At 39.8% G+C, this 20324-nt stretch carries 20 protein-coding genes; 9 read left to right on the plus strand and 11 right to left on the minus strand.

Annotation, left to right across the window (positions count from 1 at the left end; translation table 11 throughout):
* The first annotated feature begins 275 nt into the window (after window positions 1–275).
* A complete protein-coding gene (locus tag PROVRUST_RS03000) occupies window positions 276–971 on the plus strand; it encodes an aspartate/glutamate racemase family protein (protein WP_039854404.1) in 696 nt (231 codons plus the stop codon).
* A gap of 122 nt (window positions 972–1093) precedes the next feature.
* On the opposite strand, the gene PROVRUST_RS20310 is transcribed toward PROVRUST_RS03000, so the two are convergent.
* Window positions 1094–1219, minus strand: a complete 126-nt coding sequence (locus PROVRUST_RS20310) for a hypothetical protein (protein WP_255312655.1) — start codon at window positions 1217–1219, stop codon at window positions 1094–1096.
* Window positions 1220–1400: 181 nt separating this feature from the next.
* On the opposite strand from PROVRUST_RS20310, the gene ttcA reads away from it, so the two are divergent.
* Window positions 1401–2372: a tRNA 2-thiocytidine(32) synthetase TtcA gene (gene ttcA / locus PROVRUST_RS03005; RefSeq protein ID WP_255312724.1), complete on the plus strand. Its 972-nt coding sequence runs from the start codon at window positions 1401–1403 to the stop codon at window positions 2370–2372.
* 263 nt (window positions 2373–2635) lie between these two features.
* Here ttcA and zntB read toward each other — a convergent pair whose 3' ends face one another.
* Window positions 2636–3619 (minus strand): zinc transporter ZntB, encoded by a 984-nt coding sequence (zntB, locus tag PROVRUST_RS03010; RefSeq protein WP_006813219.1) that lies wholly within the window; start codon window positions 3617–3619, stop codon window positions 2636–2638.
* A gap of 364 nt (window positions 3620–3983) precedes the next feature.
* Window positions 3984–5606 carry a peptide ABC transporter substrate-binding protein gene (locus PROVRUST_RS03015; protein ID WP_039854134.1) on the minus strand — a complete coding sequence of 541 codons (1623 nt, stop codon included), beginning with the start codon at window positions 5604–5606 and terminating at the stop codon, window positions 3984–3986.
* 446 nt (window positions 5607–6052) lie between these two features.
* On the opposite strand from PROVRUST_RS03015, the gene tpx reads away from it, so the two are divergent.
* Entirely contained in the window at window positions 6053–6553 is a 501-nt protein-coding gene (gene tpx, locus PROVRUST_RS03020) for a thiol peroxidase (protein WP_006813221.1), read from the plus strand.
* Window positions 6554–6618: 65 nt separating this feature from the next.
* Here tpx and PROVRUST_RS03025 read toward each other — a convergent pair whose 3' ends face one another.
* The 8 genes from PROVRUST_RS03025 to pspA all read right to left on the minus strand — a co-directional run bounded on the left by PROVRUST_RS03025 (window position 6619) and on the right by pspA (window position 13368).
* Window positions 6619–6993, minus strand: a complete 375-nt coding sequence (locus tag PROVRUST_RS03025) for a hypothetical protein (RefSeq protein WP_039854137.1) — start codon at window positions 6991–6993, stop codon at window positions 6619–6621.
* A gap of 274 nt (window positions 6994–7267) precedes the next feature.
* Window positions 7268–7690 carry a hypothetical protein gene (locus PROVRUST_RS03030; RefSeq protein WP_006813223.1) on the minus strand — a complete coding sequence of 141 codons (423 nt, stop codon included), beginning with the start codon at window positions 7688–7690 and terminating at the stop codon, window positions 7268–7270.
* 4 nt (window positions 7691–7694) lie between these two features.
* Window positions 7695–9257, minus strand: a complete 1563-nt coding sequence (gene tyrR / locus PROVRUST_RS03035) for a transcriptional regulator TyrR (protein WP_006813224.1) — start codon at window positions 9255–9257, stop codon at window positions 7695–7697.
* A 234-nt stretch (window positions 9258–9491) separates the two neighbouring features.
* Window positions 9492–10547, minus strand: coding sequence for a YcjF family protein (locus PROVRUST_RS03040; protein ID WP_006813225.1), 1056 nt, complete (start codon window positions 10545–10547; stop codon window positions 9492–9494).
* Window positions 10544–11941, minus strand: coding sequence for a YcjX family GTP-binding protein (locus tag PROVRUST_RS03045; RefSeq protein WP_006813226.1), 1398 nt, complete (start codon window positions 11939–11941; stop codon window positions 10544–10546). Before PROVRUST_RS03045 ends, PROVRUST_RS03040 begins: the two co-directional genes overlap by 4 nt.
* Window positions 11942–12030: 89 nt before the next feature.
* Complete coding sequence (locus PROVRUST_RS03050; RefSeq protein ID WP_006813227.1) at window positions 12031–12387, minus strand: PspC domain-containing protein; 357 nt, start codon at window positions 12385–12387, stop codon at window positions 12031–12033.
* Entirely contained in the window at window positions 12387–12617 is a 231-nt protein-coding gene (gene pspB / locus PROVRUST_RS03055; RefSeq protein ID WP_006813228.1) for an envelope stress response membrane protein PspB, read from the minus strand. The genes PROVRUST_RS03050 and pspB overlap by 1 nt, the downstream gene beginning before the upstream one ends.
* 85 nt (window positions 12618–12702) lie before the next feature.
* Window positions 12703–13368 carry a phage shock protein PspA gene (pspA, locus tag PROVRUST_RS03060; protein WP_006813229.1) on the minus strand — a complete coding sequence of 222 codons (666 nt, stop codon included), beginning with the start codon at window positions 13366–13368 and terminating at the stop codon, window positions 12703–12705.
* 185 nt (window positions 13369–13553) lie between these two features.
* On the opposite strand from pspA, the gene pspF reads away from it, so the two are divergent.
* From pspF to sapF, 6 genes are all read left to right on the plus strand, one after another.
* Window positions 13554–14564: a phage shock protein operon transcriptional activator gene (gene pspF, locus PROVRUST_RS03065; protein WP_006813231.1), complete on the plus strand. Its 1011-nt coding sequence runs from the start codon at window positions 13554–13556 to the stop codon at window positions 14562–14564.
* Between the two features lie 396 nt (window positions 14565–14960).
* Window positions 14961–16646, plus strand: a complete 1686-nt coding sequence (gene sapA, locus PROVRUST_RS03070) for an ABC transporter substrate-binding protein SapA (protein ID WP_006813232.1) — start codon at window positions 14961–14963, stop codon at window positions 16644–16646.
* Window positions 16643–17608, plus strand: coding sequence for a putrescine export ABC transporter permease SapB (gene sapB, locus PROVRUST_RS03075; RefSeq protein WP_006813233.1), 966 nt, complete (start codon window positions 16643–16645; stop codon window positions 17606–17608). The genes sapA and sapB overlap by 4 nt, the downstream gene beginning before the upstream one ends.
* On the plus strand, window positions 17595–18485 hold the full coding sequence (gene sapC / locus PROVRUST_RS03080; RefSeq protein WP_006813234.1) for a putrescine export ABC transporter permease SapC: 891 nt from the start codon (window positions 17595–17597) through the stop codon (window positions 18483–18485). The genes sapB and sapC overlap by 14 nt, the downstream gene beginning before the upstream one ends.
* Window positions 18485–19480, plus strand: coding sequence for a putrescine export ABC transporter ATP-binding protein SapD (sapD, locus tag PROVRUST_RS03085; protein ID WP_006813235.1), 996 nt, complete (start codon window positions 18485–18487; stop codon window positions 19478–19480). The genes sapC and sapD overlap by 1 nt, the downstream gene beginning before the upstream one ends.
* Window positions 19480–20283, plus strand: a complete 804-nt coding sequence (gene sapF, locus PROVRUST_RS03090; protein ID WP_006813236.1) for a putrescine export ABC transporter ATP-binding protein SapF — start codon at window positions 19480–19482, stop codon at window positions 20281–20283. The genes sapD and sapF overlap by 1 nt, the downstream gene beginning before the upstream one ends.
* Window positions 20284–20324: the final 41 nt, after the last annotated feature.

The raw sequence follows: 20324 nt of genomic DNA on the forward strand, positions 1-20324 counted from the left end.
GTTATTTTTATAGGCGATTTTATCGTCTGAGGATGATTGTCTCATGAATTTATTTTCAATCAATACATCAATTTTAGTGAAAGATCACACTTCAATCACAACTAACCCTCATATTGAAAATCTCTTAGTATAAATTCGTAATATGAAATTAAAGAAAAACATTTAATAACGCCTTCCGATAAGATAGTTTTAAAAGTCTGATTAAAATTATTTTATTGACCATTATTTATGGTGGTCAGTATAGTAATAAAAATAACAAAATAGGACATAACATGATGAAAACCATCGGACTTATTGGTGGAATGAGCTGGGAATCAACCCTACTTTATTACCAACAAATTAATGAAGGCATTAAACAACATTTAGGTGGATTACATTCTGCAAAAATTGCTTTATATAGCGTTGATTTTGCAGAAATAGAACATTTCCAATCCCATGGTCAATGGGACTTAGCCGCAGAACATTTAGCCAATGCAGGCCTTCGACTACAAGCAGCAGGTGCTGATTTTTTAGTATTATGCACAAATACAATGCATAAAGTTGCACCACAAATTGAAGATATCTCTAAACTTCCGTTATTACATATTGCAGATGCCACAGGTGAATGCATTTCCAATACAGGTATTAAAACTATCGGGCTCTTAGGAACCGCATTCACTATGGAGCAAGCGTTTTATAAAAATAGGCTGAGTGATAAATTCGGATTAAATGTGATAATACCCAATGATGCTGACCGTAAGGTTGTTCATGACATTATTTATAATGAATTATGCGTGGGTAAAATAAAGGAATCATCAAAAGCAGAATATCAACGTATTATGCGTCAATTAGTCAAACAAGGTGCAGAAGGAATTATTCTAGGTTGTACTGAAATTACGCTATTGGTCGGTCAAGAAGATACTTCTGTTCCTGTTTTCGATACAACCGCTATACATGCCCAAAAAGCGGTAGAATTTGCTTTACAGAATTAAAATGTCATTTCCAACAATACGATTATTTTACCTCATCGTCCTATAACAACAAAATATGACCCGTTACTAGGACGATGATTATAATAGCGATAATCAGTTCTTTTACTGAGTTTGAGCTTCTATTAAAACATTGAGAACAAGAATAGCTCTGCAAACACACCACTATAGATGAAGTATTCTACTGGGGTGACCACCATGCTGATGGTTCCCATCATTCCATGTGCAAGTATGTCCATCGGGTTAAACATTGCCATTGTAATTTCTCCTTTTTAGATAAAATTACCCTGAATTCTAGTCGATGTGTATCAGATAAATATCAATCTCATCTACTTCGCACCATTCTCCCTACATTCCAACTTTTTTGCGAATCTGTATCAAAAATCCTCATCCATCTGGTATCATGTGCCTCTAAAAATTTCTTCTCCATACTTGAGCTTTGGTTTTACGCTAGGTAAAACATTTCGCGACAATAAAGAACAACACAGAATGACTACCAATAAAGAACAATACAACTTTAATAAACTCCAAAAACGCATTCGCCGTGATGTAGGGCAAGCCATTGCCGATTTCAATATGATTGAAGATGGCGACCGTATTATGGTGTGTCTCTCTGGCGGGAAAGACAGCTACACTCTGTTAGCAATACTGCAAAGCTTACAAAAAAGTGCGCCAATCTCATTCTCACTAGTTGCCGTAAATCTAGATCAAAAACAACCCGGTTTCCCTGAACATATTTTGCCAGCCTATTTAGATGAATTGGGTGTTGAATACAAAATCGTCGAAGAAAATACCTACGGTATTGTTAAAGAAAAAATTCCAGAGGGGAAAACGACCTGCTCCTTATGCTCTCGTCTGCGTCGTGGAATTTTATATCGCACTGCCACTGAATTAGGTGCAACCAAAATTGCACTTGGTCACCACCGCGATGATATTTTACAGACTCTATTTTTAAACATGTTCTACGGCGGTAAATTAAAAGGTATGCCACCAAAATTGATGAGTGACGATGGCAAACATATTGTGATCCGTCCTCTCGCTTATTGCCGTGAAAAAGATATTGAACGTTTTGCTGAAGCTAAAGGGTTTCCAATTATTCCATGTAACCTGTGTGGTTCTCAGCCAAACTTACAACGCCAAGTCATCAAAGAGATGCTGCGTGACTGGGATAAACGTTATCCAGGGCGTATTGAAACTATGTTCAGTGCAACCCAAAATGTGGTTTCCTCCCATCTCTGTGATACCACGCTATTTGATTTTAAAAATATTTCTCATGGCGATGCGGTTATTAATGGTGGAGATATGGCATTTGACCGTGAAGAGTTGCCATCTCAGCCAATGATAGATGAAGATGACCAACCTGACTTTAGTGCTGACCGTTTAGATGTGATTGAAATAAAATAAATTTAGCTAAATTTTAATGGATTGCCTCAATTTGGGGCAATTCCTAGATTTTAGGCAAAAAAAAGCCGATGTAAAAGACATCGGCATTACAGTGGTCAATTATTCTGTATAAGAACTCAATATGAGAAAAACTACAATTATGGAGCACAACGTTCATCGCTCAACGTTGCATTCACCTGCGGAAGTAATATTGCCTTAAAACCTTATCCACTTTATTGATTTATCTCAAACTAGTTCCCATTACCAAGAATAATTCACTACTGTTATAGCCAGCGACTTCTTTTTAACCACCAAAAGACGGTTGCAATTAAGCAGGCAAGCAATACGCAAAAAGCACTAAACGCAAATCTGAATTCTCCCCCAGGGATCCCACCAAGGTTCACACCAAATAACCCAGTCAAGAACGTCGTTGGTAAAAAAATCATTGCCATTAATGACATCGTATAAATACGACGATTCATCATCTCGGTCATCATATTGGTGATTTCGTCAGACATAATGGCAGTTCGAGCAATAAAACCATCGAGATCTTCAATACAGCGTCCTAATCTGTCAGCAATTTCCTGTAACCGGCGCCTATCTGCATCTTCCAACCATAAAAACTTTTCAGCCGTTAAGCGAGAAAACATATCTCGTTGAGGTGCCATATAACGGCGAATAACAATGATTTGCTTACGAAGCAATCCCAATTCACCACGTTCGGGGATTTCACCGCGTAAAATATCATCTTCCATCTCAATAAGGCGTTCATGGAGTAAATCCGTGAAGTCACTAATTTCATCCGTGATAGCATCGGTGACGTCAGCAAGCCAATCACCCGTGCTCTGGGCGCCAACACCATCGTGTAAATCCTCAATCACTGAGTCTAGTGATTTAACCTTACGATGGCGAGTAGAAACAATCATCCGGCTATTCATGAAGATACGAAAAGCCACTAGCTGTTCAGGACGCTGCCCTACCGTATTATTTAATGTTTGTAAGGTCAGTAAAACACCGTCACCAACACGTACCATGCGTAAGCGGCTCGATTTTCCAGTCAACGCCGACTTTACTTGGTCACTAAATAAATCCGACTGTTGGATCCAATTGAATGACTCTTTATTTTTATAGTCATAATGGAACCAAAATGGGGATTGTTGAGTTGCAGTTGCATTTACATCAATCGGTAAAAAACCGCCTTTTCCATTCAATTGAAAGGCATGTACTGGACTAGAGTCTTGAAATTGGGATCCATAGATTGACGCCATGCAATATCTCCTTGCATTGGAAATACGTTATTTTTAGTAGATTAACGGAGATATTGCAATAAATTCTAAGAATATCTTAGGGATGGGACTAACAGAAAAACTTATATTAAATTCGAAAAAAGATAGAGCAATAATATATGCGATTTAGATAGATTGATGAAATATCGCCATTTTTGCAAAAGAGATCTCACTCCATTGACACAAATTAGCAATAAAACAATAATTATTTTTCCTATCATTAACCCCGTAGTGTTTATTCCTTTTTGGTCCTCCTTCTTACTCTCCAGTGGAAGGAGTTTTTTTTATCTATCTTATTGAAAATACCTCATTTAGCCAGCACACATGCACTGGCCAAATTCGTCTACTAGTGCTTGATAATATAAAAACTATGGCTATAAGCTACATCTTCGGGGTTTTCGATTGGATAACCTTTTAGCCAAGGCTTAATCAAGCGCGCATTGGTATATTGATAAATTGGGGCAATTGGCGCTTCTTTCGCTATAACAGCTTCCGCCTGATTATAATATCCATTACGTACTCCATCATTCGTTTCAATACTCGCAGAGCTCATCAACGCATCATAATTCGGGTTGTTAAACTTAGGAATATTGCCACTATGCTGGGAGGTTAATAAGGATAAAAATGTAGAAGGCTCATTAAAATCCCCTATCCAAGATGCGCGGATCACATCAAAATTGCCCGTATTTCGGCTATCGATGTAAGTTTTCCATTCTTGATTAACCAATTTTACCTGAACACCCAATTTTTTCTTCCACATAGATGCAATCGCTATCGCTATCTTTTGGTGATTTTCTGAACTGTTATATAACAATGTCAGTTCCAGTGGATTATTTTCCCCATATCCGGCTTGCTTTAATAATGTTTTCGCATGCTGGTCGAGTTCTTTTTGCGAATGAGTCTGGTAGAAACCTTTTTGTGGTTTAAAACCGGCAGTAACATCTGGAGTGAAATAATTTGCTGGTTTCTCTCCCGTTCCTAATACCTTGCTGGCAATCAGTTGGCGATCAATTGCCATTGATAATGCTTGACGAACACGTACATCATTTGTCGGTGCCCGTTGGGTATTAAAAGCATAATAATAAGTTCCTAACTGATCAGGTGTAAAAACCTCATTAGGAATATCTTCCAATAACTTTTTATAACGCTGCTTAGGGAATGATTCTGTAATATCCAAATCACCCGCTAAATAACGATTAGTTGCATGTGACTCTTGGTTAATCGGCACAAAAGTCACTTTGGTAATAACTGTATTTTTATTGTCCCAATAGTGGGTATTTGGCGTTAATACAATTTTTTCATTAACAACGCGGTCATTGAGTTCAAATGCACCATTACCGATTAAATTACCCACTTTAATCCAATCTGCACCAAATTTTTCAACCGTATCACGGTGTACGGGAAATAGACTAAAATTCGCTGTTAATGATGGGAAATAGGGAACAGGTTTATTTAATACCACTTTTAATGTGTGATTATCTAGCGCTTCTACACCTAATTGCTCTGGAGGCAATTTCCCATCAATAATATCTTGTGCGTTATTGATTCCAGACAGTGCAGCAAACCATGCAAAAGGCGATGTGTTTGTTGGAGTAACCAGACGGCGCCAACTATAAACAAAGTCCTCCGCCGTCACAGGCTCCCCATTAGACCAAGCCGCATCAGGCCGCAATTTAAAAATCCATGTAAGGTTATCCTCAGTATGCCAACTCAAAGCCACACCCGGAATAGATTGCCCATGGTTATCTTGATTCACTAATCCTTCGAATAAATCACGCATCACTTGCGCTTCAGTGAGACCAACAGATTTAATCGGATCCAAAGAAGCTGGTTCATCTTTCAAATGACGGACAACTTCTTGATTTTCAGCTAATACAGTTCCGGCAGGGATAACAGCACTCATTGCTGGAGTAGTCAGAAAAAAGGATGAAAGTAATACAGCTAAAGAGGTACGTGAACATTTATGCATATTATTATTCTATCTACTATTAGGCAAAAAATACGTAGCAAAGCTTTAAGGATTACATTAAAACTTGCTCAGTCGACATTTGATAAGCTAAAAATATGAGCCATTATGTGCCAATAAGTCACTGATTTGGCTATCCATCAATATTCAGCCTGTTAGGCATCATATAACAAGTAAAACTCGGCACAAAGCGCTCTTTTTATTATCTTGAATATGGTATTTTAAGATAATCCATAATAAAAAACAGAAGCGCTTGATAGGGCTTATCAGTTGTATACTGGATGAATCGCTTAACTAGCGTTAACATCGTAAAAATTAAAGCGTAATTTGGTCAATAATAGATGTAAAAACAAAAAGTTAAGGTCATCAATTAGGTCATTCTTTGAATTTAAAGCTCAATATCCTAACTTGAAATCCTTCAACTCAATTTATAAACGGGAGAAAAACTCATGTCGCAGACAGTTACACTAAAAGGTAATAGCATTTCATTAGGTGGCACGTTCTTACAAGCTGGAGCACAAGCAAAGCCTTTTACTCTGGTCACTAAAGACTTAAGCGAGGCAACCTTAGATACTTACCAAGGTAAACGCAAAATTCTGAATATCTTCCCAAGTGTTGATACCGGTGTTTGCGCTGCTTCTGTTCGTAAATTCAATCAATTAGCTAGTGGATTAGACAACACTGTCGTTCTGTGTATTTCTGCAGATCTACCTTTTGCTCAAGCACGTTTTTGTGGCGCAGAAGGATTAGATAACGTAGTCACATTATCAGCTTTTCGTAGTAATTTCGCACAAGACTATGGAGTTGAAATGACGACGGGCCCACTGCAAGGTCTGACTGCACGTTCAGTCGTGGTATTAGATGAAAACAATAACGTTATTTATAGCCAATTAGTGCCTGAAATTACTGAAGAGCCGGATTACGATAACGCATTAAGTAGCCTAAAATAATGTTAATTTAGGCTTGTACATAGCAGCCTCTAATTGGCTGCTATGCTTTTTTGTATCCATCTACTTTAATCAACGTGAGCCCAATATAGCGGTTTATGATTTTTAGCATTGACCACATTTGCAAATATCACATTGTCTTTCATCATACTGATGAGTGTATGAGATAACGTGCTGAGTATTCTTTGTGCCTGCTCTTGAGTTACAGGGCAACAGGAAGTCAGAACATCGATAATTAAATCTCTCGATTTATCACCATTTTTAACTAACGCCTCCCACGTAAAACGATTTTTTTTAGCGAGATAATTAGCCGCTGCTTTATTCATTAAATAAAGTTCAGCCGCTGAAGTTGCCGATTCAAACATATCACTTTGATAATGACATTTAGACATATATTCACGAAGCTTAAAATTAACAACAAAATTAATAGTGAATTGTTCCATTGCAACTCCTTGAAGGTCTATAACCAACGTTGCGATAAGAATAATCAATGCACAAAATAAGCATTTTTCTTATTGTTTACTTTACTCATTAAAGCCTTTGTCTATCTTTATATAGCAGAAACGATGGACTAATCGCAATGATCAGATCACCGTTTCACCATGAAAAAAGTGTAAATTTAGTTTAATCGAGTTAGCTCATCAAATAATTTTTATAAATTAAATTATTTGTGAGCTATTTCATTTGAATATTTTAAATAATAAAAAATAGATAGTCTTAATCTGGGAAGTATCTTATATCAAGGTGTGTATCATTATTTTTCTGGATAAATTTAAGGGTCGTCTCACCACCCGCAAAATTTTGCTCAATATTTAATTGTTTATCCCCACTCCAGCGATAATGAATCGATGAGCAATTATCATCCGTACAGTTCACGTCCACATCTTTATTTGATATCAGTTTCTTCGCCAAATATTTTCTATCATCGCCAAGTAAATCACGATACTCTTGGTAAGCATTTAATAAAGCCATGTTTGGAAAATAGCATTGGATTAATGCGCCATTTTCATACATCTCATCCGTTGTTTGCTCCACCACTTTACATCGCTTATCCAGCTCACTGTTTTCACTTTGAGCTAAACAACTCGCACTCATGCTGATTAATAATCCAAATAAACTGACTGCTAAATAATTTTTCATCGCGTTAGTCTTGCTCTTTTTTAGTATTCAACCCATATTCTCGCAATTTATTCGCGATTGCAGTATGAGAAATATCTAAACGTTTGGCTAGTTTTCGGGTACTCGGATAATCACGATATAATCTAGCTAATACAGATGCTTCATAGCGCTTTGTAATTTCATCAAGAGAACCATTTAAAGTATCCAAAGCGATTGCTGGGGTATTTGCAACATCAGGTAATTGAATATCTTCAATATCTAAAACATTGCCATTAAATTGTGTTAACGCTTGGTAGAGCGTATTTCTTAATTGCCTTACATTTCCTGGCCAATAATATGAGCTTAAATATTCAATTAACGATGGCGAAATTTTGGGCTCATCAATATTCAATTCTTTGGAGAAATTAGAGACAAAGACTTTAGTTAACGGTTTTATATCTTCGGTACGTTCTCTTAATGGAGGGATAGTCAACGTTAAAACATTGAGGCGATAATAGAGGTCTTCACGAAATTTTTTCTGTTCAACTAACTCTGGTAAATTTTTCTGTGTGGCACAAATAACCCTTACATTCACTTTAACTTCATGCTCTTCACCAACACGTCTGAAAGTACCATCATTGAGAAATCGCAGTAATTTGATTTGCATTTGCGGGGTCATTTCTGCAATTTCATCGAGTAAAACCGTTCCACCATTCGCTTGCTCAAAAAAACCTTTTTTTCCTTCTAGTGCATTAGGGTATGCCCCTGCCGCATAACCAAATAATTCGCTTTCAACAACATCATCTGGCATTGAGGCGCAGTTTAAGCCAAGGAAAGGCGCATTACCGCGATTACTGTGTAGATGACACGCTTTTGCGAGAATATCTTTACCCGTTCCCGTTTCACCCACAAGTAATAATGGCTCATCAAGCATAGCCACTCGTTTCGCACGCTCGACCACTTGAACCATGGCAGAACTCACCGCCACAATCTGGCTAAAGCCACTGTCATTATTATCGGCAACAACTTGTTTGCGATGATTATCGAGAAGAACTGATGATTTCAATAAGATAACCGCACCAGTGCAATGCAATTTGCCATCTTCATCTGACAAAATAATAGGTGTCACCTGCATCAAGTAATCATTACCCTTAACCGAAACTCTCTCGGTGTATGGCTCTGGAGACTCTTTTTCAAACCAGCGATGTAAACCATGGTTTGCAATTAATTGAGAGAATGACTTTTGCTTAATTTTAACTTCATCAAGACCAAAAAGCTGTAAGCTCATTGGGTTAACTAATTCAATATTGAATTTATTATCAATCGATAATACGGCTTCAGGGAATGAATTAAGTAATGCCCATACTGCCTTATGCTCACGCTCCGATGGCATAAAATAGATTCGACGAACATCAATTACCCCATTAATGCGACGAATTTCCGCCATTAACGTGCTAAAAACTTGAAAATCGACTGGTGTAAAATTGAGATAAATTCTACGTTGAGCTGAAATTTCAATACCTTTTAGATCAATATTTTGCAGAACTAACAGGTCAAGTAATTCACGCGTTAGACCGATACGGTCTTGGCAAGTCACTTCGAGGCGCATGGGTAAACCTTTAATGGGAAAAGAAGGAATGCTGATATTTTAGCTTCAAACAGGGGAGTAATACAGTATTTGTGTCACATATTGTTGACACTTATCAGATTTATAATGAAATTATAAAGATAATAGCGTTAAATTAGTTTTTTTGTTGTTTAAATCAGCAATAGAATGGCGGTATTATCTACGATGGCAGGATGAGTTACACTGTCAACTCATCCTGCCAGTTAATTTTACAGCTTAAACATTATCTTTTTTACTTGGAATCGCATTTTTCAGTTGCCCAATTAATTGGCGACGAAAATCGCCAAGTCTAGGCTTATCTTCAATCCATGGTAATGGGCGACATAATTCCATCGCTTTGATGCCTAAACGCGCAGTTAACAGTCCGGCTCCAATGCCTTGGGCTGCTCGGGTAGATAGACGAGCTGTAATGTCCTGCGAAAGCCAGTCCATACCCACTTCACGAATTAATTCAGATGCTCCAGCAAATGCGATGTTAATCAATACCATTCTAAATAAACGAATACGACTGTAGTAGCCAAGTTCAATGCCATAAATCGCTGCGATACGGTTAATTAAACGAATGTTTCGCCATGCAATAAATGCCATATCGACAATGGCTAATGGGCTGACCGCAATCATCAAAGCCGACTCAGCTGATGAGCGACTGATCTCTTTTCGAGCCTGCTCATCCAAAATAGGCTGAACTAATTTACTGTATAATTCAACAACCTCACGGTCATTATGGGAGTCATGTACCGTAGCCTGCCAGCTTTGTATTGCCGGATGTTGCATTGGCAATGCTGATTGTTTGGCTAGCTTTTCGCAGAATGCTTTTCCCTGCCCCATACCATGGCTATGAAGTAAGTCGCGAGCAAAATCACGCTCTTGCGCCCTTTCTCTTAAACGGTATAAACGACGCCATTCCCCCACAATAGAGCCTACACCTGCAACCACTATCAATCCCCCAGCGGCGGCAGTACCTAGAGCGGTCCAATCTTGAGTAATCCAAGATTGATGAATCCAAATTCCTAATTGAGCAACCACGCTAACAGCAAAAATTCCGGCAGCAGCTCCGACAAGTTTACGCCAAAAACTGCGTTTTGGTTTAAGGGCCTCGTTAATCAGACTTTCAACTTCACCGTCTTGATTATCCTGCTCTTCACTGATATCTACTGGCACAAATTTTTCAAATGCTTGTTCGTCAAAAACCTTTGCTTGTTTCAGATTGTCAAGTTGCACATCGTTCTGTTTATCCGAAAAATCAACACGTTGTTTCAGAGGTTCACTCATTTCAGTTTGTCTCCTAACAGAAATTCAAGTGCACTATCCATTCGAATATGCGGTAATGGCTGGTCTAATGGCGTCGGACGCGGTCTAAAGTTTTCAAACTGGAATCCTTGATGTTGCCAAAATTGTTCATTCGGTAAACGCTTTGGTACATCACCCGGATAGAATGTCATCGGCTGGCCATCACTTAGACGCGCACCTTTTAGCGCAGGTAACTTTTCACCTTTATAATCTACCAGCCCGCTTTCTGTGGCTTGAATAGATGCTAAGCCTACACAGTCCATACTGATCCCTTCAAATGCCGCATTTTGCCATGCTTCTTGCACCAATTGTTGTAACAGTGAAACGAGGTTCGCATGTTGATCCGGTGTAACATGGTCAGACTTACTGGCAGCAAAGAGCAGTTTATCAATACATGGAGAAAACATGCGACGCAGCAAAGTACGCTTTCCATAATGAAAACTGCGCATCAATTGGGTTAATGCCATCCTCATGTCGTTAAAGGCGTCAGGACCGCTATTTAGTGGTTGCAGACAGTCAACCAACACGATTTGACGGTCAAAACGTTGGAAATGATCTTTATAGAATCCTTTAACCACGTGATCACAATAATATTGATAGCGACGTTTCAAAGCCCCAATATTGCTGTTTTTATCCGCCTGAGCTAACTGTTTTTCACCATATTTTTCAATATTTGTCCATGGAAAAAATTGTAATGCAGGAGCACCCGCTAACTCCCCAGGTAAAACGAAGCGTCCCGGTTGAATAAAATGTTGCCCCTGCTGCTTACATTCCAATAAATAAGCAGTATAAGCATTTGAAATATCAGCAAGTAAACTTTCATCAACCGGCGCCAGCGGATCACATTTTTCACACAGTTGTAGCCATTCATTGGCTAAGGCTGCACGCTTTCCTTTGAGTAACACTTTCATTTGACTGGACCACGTCAAATAATTTAAGTCCAGCATTGGTAAATCAAGAAGCCACTCGCCAGGGTAATCCACAATTTCTAAGTATAAGGATGAGTTATCGACAAAATGTCTGACAAAAGAGTCATCCGAACGGTAATGAATCTTTAAGCGAATTTCACTAACCCCACGAGTTGGCACTGGCCATTGTGGTGGATCACCATAGAGCGACGCGATACCTTCATCATAAGCAAAGCGTGGGATCGAGAAATCCCGTTGAGGGATCCGTTTCACGCCTAAAATACGTTTGTCTCTAACCGCTGAAAAGAGCGGGAGTCTAGCACCAGTCGTGGAGTTTAAAAGCTGATTAACGAGAGAAGTGATAAATGCCGTTTTACCACTACGGCTTAACCCTGTGACCGCAAGTCTTACATGGCGATCGACACTACGATTCACCAAATCGGTTAATTCATTTTGTAGCCGTTTCATAGTTCTCCTACTTAATCTCTCTCCCAATAAAACACAAAGGGAATACAGTGGTTAAACTCTATTCCCATTCATGTGATGGTGCAAATCAGTTATAGGTTACGAAATTTACTATTAATAGTATAGGTATCCGAAGTGACATAACGCTCAATTTGACGAAGTTTGAGCTCTCCAGCCTGGAGTTGTGCATCTATTTGATTTAAAAGCGTCACCACTTCTGGACCAATATTTTGCTCCGTCGCGTAGTCACTGGGAGCTGACTCGATAAAGAAACACATCACTACATAAACAATTAGCGTTAAGCCAAAACTCATAAACAAGGCAAGTACAGCCAATGCTCTGACCAAGGCAACCGGTAACTCTAGATATTGTGCGAGACCAGAACAAACCCCACCAAGAACTCGTTTATCCGTTAAGCGATATAATTTACGGTTGCGTAAGTTAGTCATTATTTTTGCCTCCAATTAGGGTGCTCAGCATCTAAAATTTCTTCAAGCACTTTAATTCGTTGCTGCATACGAGATGACTGCTCTGCCAGTTGCATTAAACGTTGTACTTCATTGTCAGTAAGTTGAATTCCCTGCCCACTATTCTTTTTACTGTAATGTAGCCACAGCCAAATTGGCAGAATGAAAATGACAAAAATGATTAATACGAGAGACAGAAAAACATAGCCCATCACATTTCCTTATTTATGGTTATTCAAACTTTTGCACTGGCGCAATGATAACACTGCGCCTTGTGCGTTTGATATCACTGAAATATTATTCGTCTTTGTTAATTTTAGCTTTAAGTGCCGCTAACTGTGCACTAATTTCATCATCTGCTTTTAATTCTGCAAATTGTTGTTCAAGAGAGCGCTGTTTACCTATTCCGTAGCTTTGCGCTTCACCTTCCATATGGTCAATACGGCGTTCAAACTGTTCAAAACGCGCCATCGCTTCATCTAATTTGCCACTATCTAACTGGCGACGAACATTTCGGCTAGATTGTGCGGCTTCCAAACGGACAGTCATTGATTGCTGTTTAGCTCGAGTTTCTTGCAGTTTATTTTCTAACTCTGTGATTTCACCTTTTAAGCGAGTCAACGTTTCATCCACGATGATCAACTCATGTTTTAAGGTATCCACTAAGGTCAGTACTTTTTGTTTTTCAATTAACGCTGCACGAGCTAAGTCTTCTTTATCCTTGATAAGTGCCAACTCTGCTTTTTCTTGCCATTCTGCAACTTGTTTTTCGCCCATTTCAACACGACGCTCTAAACTTTTCTTCTCAGCTAAAGTACGTGCAGAAGTGGAACGAATTTCAACTAGCATGTCTTCCATTTCCTGAATCATCAGGCGGATCATTTTTTGTGGATCTTCCGCTTTATCCAGCAGTGAAGCAACATTAGCGTTAATGATGTCGGCAAAACGTGAAAAAATACCCATAATTTATATCCTCTTGATGGATGTTATCTTTCATTACACTCGAAATATTGCAAACACCGTGCCAATTTTTAAATTATTATTTAATTCATTGATAATAAATGAAAATTAAATTAATTATCCATTATTGACTATTTAGCCTATATTTATGAGAGAGTAAAATAAACCAACAATTGGTAAAAATAACCATGAAACAAACCAATAATACTATCCTCGGTGTTTCCAGTAATTTTCTCGATGTCTTAGAACGGGCATCTGAACTCGCGAAACTCAGCAAGCCTATTTTAGTGATTGGTGAACGAGGGACGGGTAAAGAGCTTATTGCGGATCGCTTGCACTACTTATCTCCCCGTTGGCAAGAACCTTTTATCTCCTTAAATTGCAGCGGGCTCAATGAAAATTTATTAGATTCTGAATTGTTTGGGCATGAAGCAGGCTCTTTTACAGGTGCACAAAAACGTCATCAGGGGCGTTTTGAGCGTGCAGATAAAGGAACATTATTTCTTGATGAACTGGCCACAGCACCGATGTCTGTTCAAGAAAAATTGCTAAGAGTCATTGAGTATGGAGAGTTAGAACGAGTGGGAGGAAGCCAGTCCTTACGGGTTGACGTACGTTTAGTTTGTGCAACGAATGCTAATTTACCGGAGCTCGCTCGTGAAGGTCGCTTTCGTGCTGATTTGCTCGATAGACTCGCATTTGAGGTCATTCGTATGCCCCCATTGCGTGAACGAATATCAGATATTTTACTCTTAGCAGAACACTTTGCTATTGGTATGGTTGGTGAGCTTAAACGATCTTACTTCAGTGGATTTACCGAAAGAGCCCAACAAGAACTCATTCAATATCCTTGGCCAGGAAATATTCGTGAGCTTAAGAATGTCGTGGAGCGTTCCGTATATCGTCATGGGGATAGTGACGACCCTGTTGATGAGATTATCTTTAACCCTTTTGGTGAAAAACTGGCTGAACTGGGTGACACAATTATTTCACCAGCAGTGATAGATTTGCCACACTCCTCGTCACCTACATTTCCATTTGATTTACGCCAATGGCAGTTGCAATCAGAAAAACATTATGTTGAAGATGCGTTAAAACAATCTCACTTTAATCAACGTAAGGCTGCACAATCTTTATGCCTCAGCTATGACCAATTAAGAGGGCTGATTAAAAAACATCAAATTAGTATGGATAATTGATACAGTCCTTGGTCACTGCCTTAGTGGCACAAAGATGTTATGAGGGCAAAAAAAAAGCCAGCACCCGAGCTGGCTATCTAAATAAAACACTGGAAGCAATGTGAGCAATGTCATACCTTGTCTGCAAAAGCTTAACCACTTAGGAGACTGAGTTAATGATAATAGTTATTAGTATCATTTGTAAAGTGTTTTAATGCGATTATTTCTCATTAAGCTGGAAATATTTATAATCATAGTAATTACAGTAAGTTAATTTGTTGTTGATTCTTATTTGTATTTAATTGCGCTCTATTTTTATGCTCTTCAAGCATAAAATATACCCCTGAATTTTGCTTATACCCTGTTACCCTATTTTTACGCTACAATAAGGCAATTCCGGTCAACAATATTAGCTCTATGCGCCTATTAATCCTTTGGTTTTTACTTACTGTTTCTCTTTCAGCTACGACGGAAGAAACAGACATAAGCTATAAAGACACCATTGCCAATGATGTCCCAGCCGATATTCGCCAAAAAGGCTTTATCTACTGTGTGAATGGTATTGTCACCACATTCAACCCGCAACTAGCGAGTAGTGGCTTGATCATTGATCCTTTAGGCGCACAACTGTATGACCGTTTACTTGATGTAGACCCTTTCACTTATCGTTTAATCCCCGAACTGGCCGCTCGCTGGGAAGTCTTAGATAACGGAGCTACTTATCGGTTATATCTAAGAAAAGATGTTCAATTTCAAACTACACCGTGGTTTACCCCTACCCGAAATATGAATGCGGATGACGTCGTGTTTAGCTTTTCCCGCATGTTCGAAACCAGTAACCCTTACCACTATATTAATGGTGGGCGCTACCCGTATTTTGATAGCTTGCAGTTCGCCAGCAGTGTTGAAAGTATCAAAAAACTGAATAACTATACCGTTGAATTTCGGTTAAAATCTCCTGATGCTTCTTTTTTATGGCATTTAGCCACCCACTATGCCCCTATCCTTTCTGCTGAATATGCAGATAATCTTTCTGCTGAGAATCACCAAGAAATGATTGACTGGCGACCTGTTGGTACTGGTCCTTTTTACTTTGATGATTATCAATCTGGCCAGTTTGTACGATTACTGCGTAATAAACAGTATTGGAGAGGCGAACCTCGTATGGAAGAGGTGGTCGTTGATATGGGTGCTGGAGGTACCGGGCGTATTTCGAAATTGCTAACTGGAGAGTGTGACGTACTAGCCTATCCCGCCGCTAGCCAACTTAAAGTGCTACGTGATGACCCACGCTTGCGGATTTCCATGCGCTCCGGAATGAATATTGCTTATTTAGCATTCAATACCAGCAAACCTCCACTTGACCAACTTAAAGTTCGTCAAGCTATCTCTTATGCAATAAATAATGAGCGTTTGATGCAATCCATTTACTATGGGACAGCGGAAACGGCTTCGTCCATTTTACCTCGAGCATCTTGGGCTTTTGATAACCAAACGAAAGTAACGGACTATAATCCGGAACTATCCAAAAAAATGCTGCAAGAAATGGGCTTAGAAAAACTTCAACTGGATTTATGGGTTCCTGTTGCCTCACAGTCTTATAACCCCAGCCCATTGAAAATGGCTGAGCTAATTCAAGCAGATTTAGCACAAGTGGGTATCGTGATGAATATCCGATCCGTTGAAGGTCGTTTCCAAGAAAATCAGTTAATGGATCGCTCTCATGATATGACACTGGCTGGCTGGACAACTGACAGTAACGATCCAGACAGTTTTTTCCGTCCATTATTAAGCTGTGCAGCGATCAGCTCACAAACCAACTTAAGTCACTGGTGTAATCCACTATTCGATGAGGTCTTGCATAAAGCACTCCTAACTCAGCAACTCTCAGATCGCATTGATTATTACCATCAGGCACAGCAAATACTGGGGCAAGACTTACCTATTTTACCCCTCGCCTATTCTTTACGCTTACAAGCTTATCGTTATGATATGAAGGGATTAGTCATCAGTGCCTTTGGGAATACATCCTTTGCTGGCGTATACCGTGAAATGCAAGAATCGGCTAAACTGCCTCCTAAGAAACAGGAGCAGCAACCATGATTATTTATTCGCTAAGGCGCATACTGTTACTATTAGTCACCGTTTTCTTTTTGTCCTTGGTCAGCTTCAGCTTAAGCTACTTCACGCCTAACGCCCCATTAAGTGGTGCATCACTTATCGATGCCTACATTTTTTATTTTGATGGGCTGTTGCGTTTCGATTTTGGGGTTTCTAGTATTAATGGCGAGCCCATTACAGAGCAGCTTAAAGACACTTTTCCCGCCACTATGGAGCTATGCATTTTAGCATTTATGTTTGCTCTATTTATTGGTATTCCGTTGGGGATGATTGCCTCATTTTGGCGCAATAAACCAGTTGATATAGCTATCAGTACCTTTGCTTTACTGGGTTTTTCAGTCCCTGTTTTCGTTCTAGCGTTAGTGCTTACCCTATTTTTCTCACTACATTTAGGCTGGCTACCTGTTTCTGGACGTATCGACCTACTCTACAACTTAAAATCTGTTACTGGTTTTGCTTTAATTGATGCTTGGCTTTCTGACTCACCATATCGTAAAGATATGATGATAAACGTGTTAGAACACATGATTTTACCTGTTTTAACCCTCGCCCTTGCACCTACCACTGAAGTGATCCGATTAGTACGTATTAGCACTGATGAAGTCGCTAGCAGTAACTATGTAAAAGCCGCAGCAACACGAGGGCTTTCACGGTTTAAAATCATTCGTCGGCATATTTTCCATAACGCGATCCCACCCATTATCCCAAAGTTAGGCTTACAATTTTCCACCATGTTAACTTTAACCATGGTGACAGAATTAGTCTTTAATTGGCCGGGATTAGGTCGTTGGTTAGTTACTGCTATCCGTCAGGGAGATTACTCCGCAATTTCTGCGGGGGTCATGTTGATTGGAGCCTTAGTGATCACCGTCAACGTGCTGTCTGATATTTTAGGTGCCATGATGGATCCGTTAAAACATAAGGATTGGTATGTCCTCAGATAATTTTTATCGTGAACAAAAAATGCCATCTCCTACGCGGGTGGTATGGAATATTTTTTCTTCTGATGTTTTGGCGATGATCGGTTTTTTTGGAGTGTTGCTACTCGTTATCCTATGCTTCATAGGCCCTTATTTGGCACCCTATGCTCTCGACCAGCAATTTTTAGGCTACCAAGTTACACCTCCATCATGGTCACATTATGGTGAGGTTGCCTTTTTCTTTGGAACTGATGACCTCGGGCGAGATATCCTTAGTCGACTATTAATCGGAACAAAATCAACGTTTGGCTCCGCCTTGCTCATTACTTTTATTGCCACAATAATTGGATTAATTTTAGGTTGTCTGGCGGGAATGACCCGAGGTCTGAAGTCAGCGATATTTAACCATGTTCTCGATACGCTGTTATCAATTCCATCCCTTTTACTTGCTATTATCGTAGTCGCATTTATGGGTGCTAGCCTCACCAACGCCATGCTTGCTATTTGTCTCGCCCTAATCCCCAGAATGGTGAGGACAATTTATGTGGCCGTTCACGATGAGCTAGATAAAGAATATATTGTTGCAGCTCGCTTGGATGGCGCATCGAATATTTTTATTTTGTGGTACACGGTACTACCCAACATTACCCCTATTTTAGTCACTGAATTAACTCGTGCATTATCCATTGCTATCTTGGATATCGCCGCTCTCGGTTTTCTGGATTTAGGTGCTCAGTTGCCGTCCTCTGAATGGGGAGCCATGCTAGGTGATACTTTAGAATTAATTTATGTCGCGCCATGGACCGTGATTTTACCCGGAGTGGCTATTATGAGCAGTGTATTGTTCGTCAACCTTTTAGGTGATGGATTACATCGAGCTATCAATGCGGGAGTTGAATAATGCCACTGTTAGACATCCGCAATTTAACGATTGAATTTATGACAGCAAACGGTCCTGTAAAAGCCGTTGACCGTGTTTCTATGACGCTATCTGAAGGGGAAGTCCGTGGTTTAGTGGGCGAATCAGGCTCAGGTAAGAGCCTTATAGCAAAAGCAATCTGTGGGATCACAAAAGACAACATCCGCGTCACCGCAGATCGTTTTCGTTTTCAAGATATTGACCTACTAAAGTTAAGTCCACGTAGGCGACGCCGCTTAATAGGTCACAATATTTCAATGATTTTCCAAGAACCACAATCGTGCCTAGACCCTGCGGCTGATATAGGAAAACAACTCATTCAGTCCATTCCTGGCTGGACTTATAAAGGTCGTTGGTGGCAGCGATTCAATTGGCGAAAGCGTCGTGCCATAGAACTGCTGCACCGTGTTGGTATTAAAGATCATAAAGATATTATGCGTAGTTATCCTTATGAGCTCACTGATGGCGAATGCCAGAAAGTTATGATCGCTATCGCTATTGCCAATCAACCGCGCCTATTGATTGCCGATGAGCCAACCAATGCGATGGAGTCCACCACTCAAGCTCAAATTTTTCGTTTATTGGATAAACTCAATCAAAACAATAAAATGAGTATTTTGCTGATTAGCCATGATATGGAAATGATGTCCAAATTAGTTGACCGAATTAATGTACTGTACTGCGGGCAAACCGTAGAAAGTGCAACACCGGAAGATATATTACAACGTCCTCGACATCCTTATACACAAGCTTTAATCCGAGCAATACCTGATTTTGAAAGTCCTATCCCTCATAAAGGTCGCCTGAATACCCTTCCTGGTGCTATTCCATCACTAGAACATTTACCGATTGGTTGTCGCTTAGGCCCACGTTGCCCTTATGCACAACGTACCTGTATTGATGCGCCACCATTACGCAGTATTAAAGGACACTTAGTGGCTTGCCATTATCCTCTCAATACGGAGGAACTGCCTTGATGGAAACGTTACTTGAGGTTCGTAACCTAATGAAAACATTTCGTTTTCGTGAAGGATTATTCCACCGCCATGAATTACAAGCGGTTAAACCTGTTAGCTTTAATCTACAAGCAGGACAGACGTTAGCAATTATTGGCGCAAATGGCTCAGGAAAATCGACTCTTGCACGCATGTTATCCGGTGTCACAGAGCCATCTGGCGGCGAAATTTTAATTCGTGGCCAACGGCTGAGTTTTGGTGACTATGGCTATCGTAGCCAACGGATTCGAATGATTTTTCAGGATCCAAGCACCTCACTAAATCCCCGTCAGCGAGTAGGACAAACCCTTGAACTGCCATTAAAATTGAATACTAATTTGACAGGGATTGAGCGAGAGCGGCGGATCATACAGACATTACGTCAAGTGGGATTACTCGCCGATCATGCTGAATACTACCCTCATATGCTGGCTTCAGGTCAGAAACAACGTGTTGCACTTGCTCGAGCGTTAATCTTACAGCCAGAAATTATCATCGCTGATGAAGCCTTAGCTTCCTTAGATATGTCAATGCGCTCCCAAATTATTAACCTCATGCTCGACTTACAAGCAAAGCAAGATATTGCTTATATTTATGTCACTCAGCACTTAGGCATGATGAAACATATTAGCGATAAAGTCTTAGTCATGGATAAGGGTGAAGTGGTTGAGCGAGGGAATACAGCAGAAGTGCTGGCGGCACCATTACATGATGTCACTCGCCGCCTTATTGAAAGCCACTTTGGGGAGCCTTTATCTATTGATGCATGGCGGCAAGATTTATAATTTTTTTGCTAACTCACCGTAGAGGTTTAGGCATACCACCT

It is taken from the genome of Providencia rustigianii DSM 4541, from assembly GCF_000156395.1.
Taxonomy (GTDB): Bacteria; Pseudomonadota; Gammaproteobacteria; order Enterobacterales; family Enterobacteriaceae; genus Providencia; species Providencia rustigianii.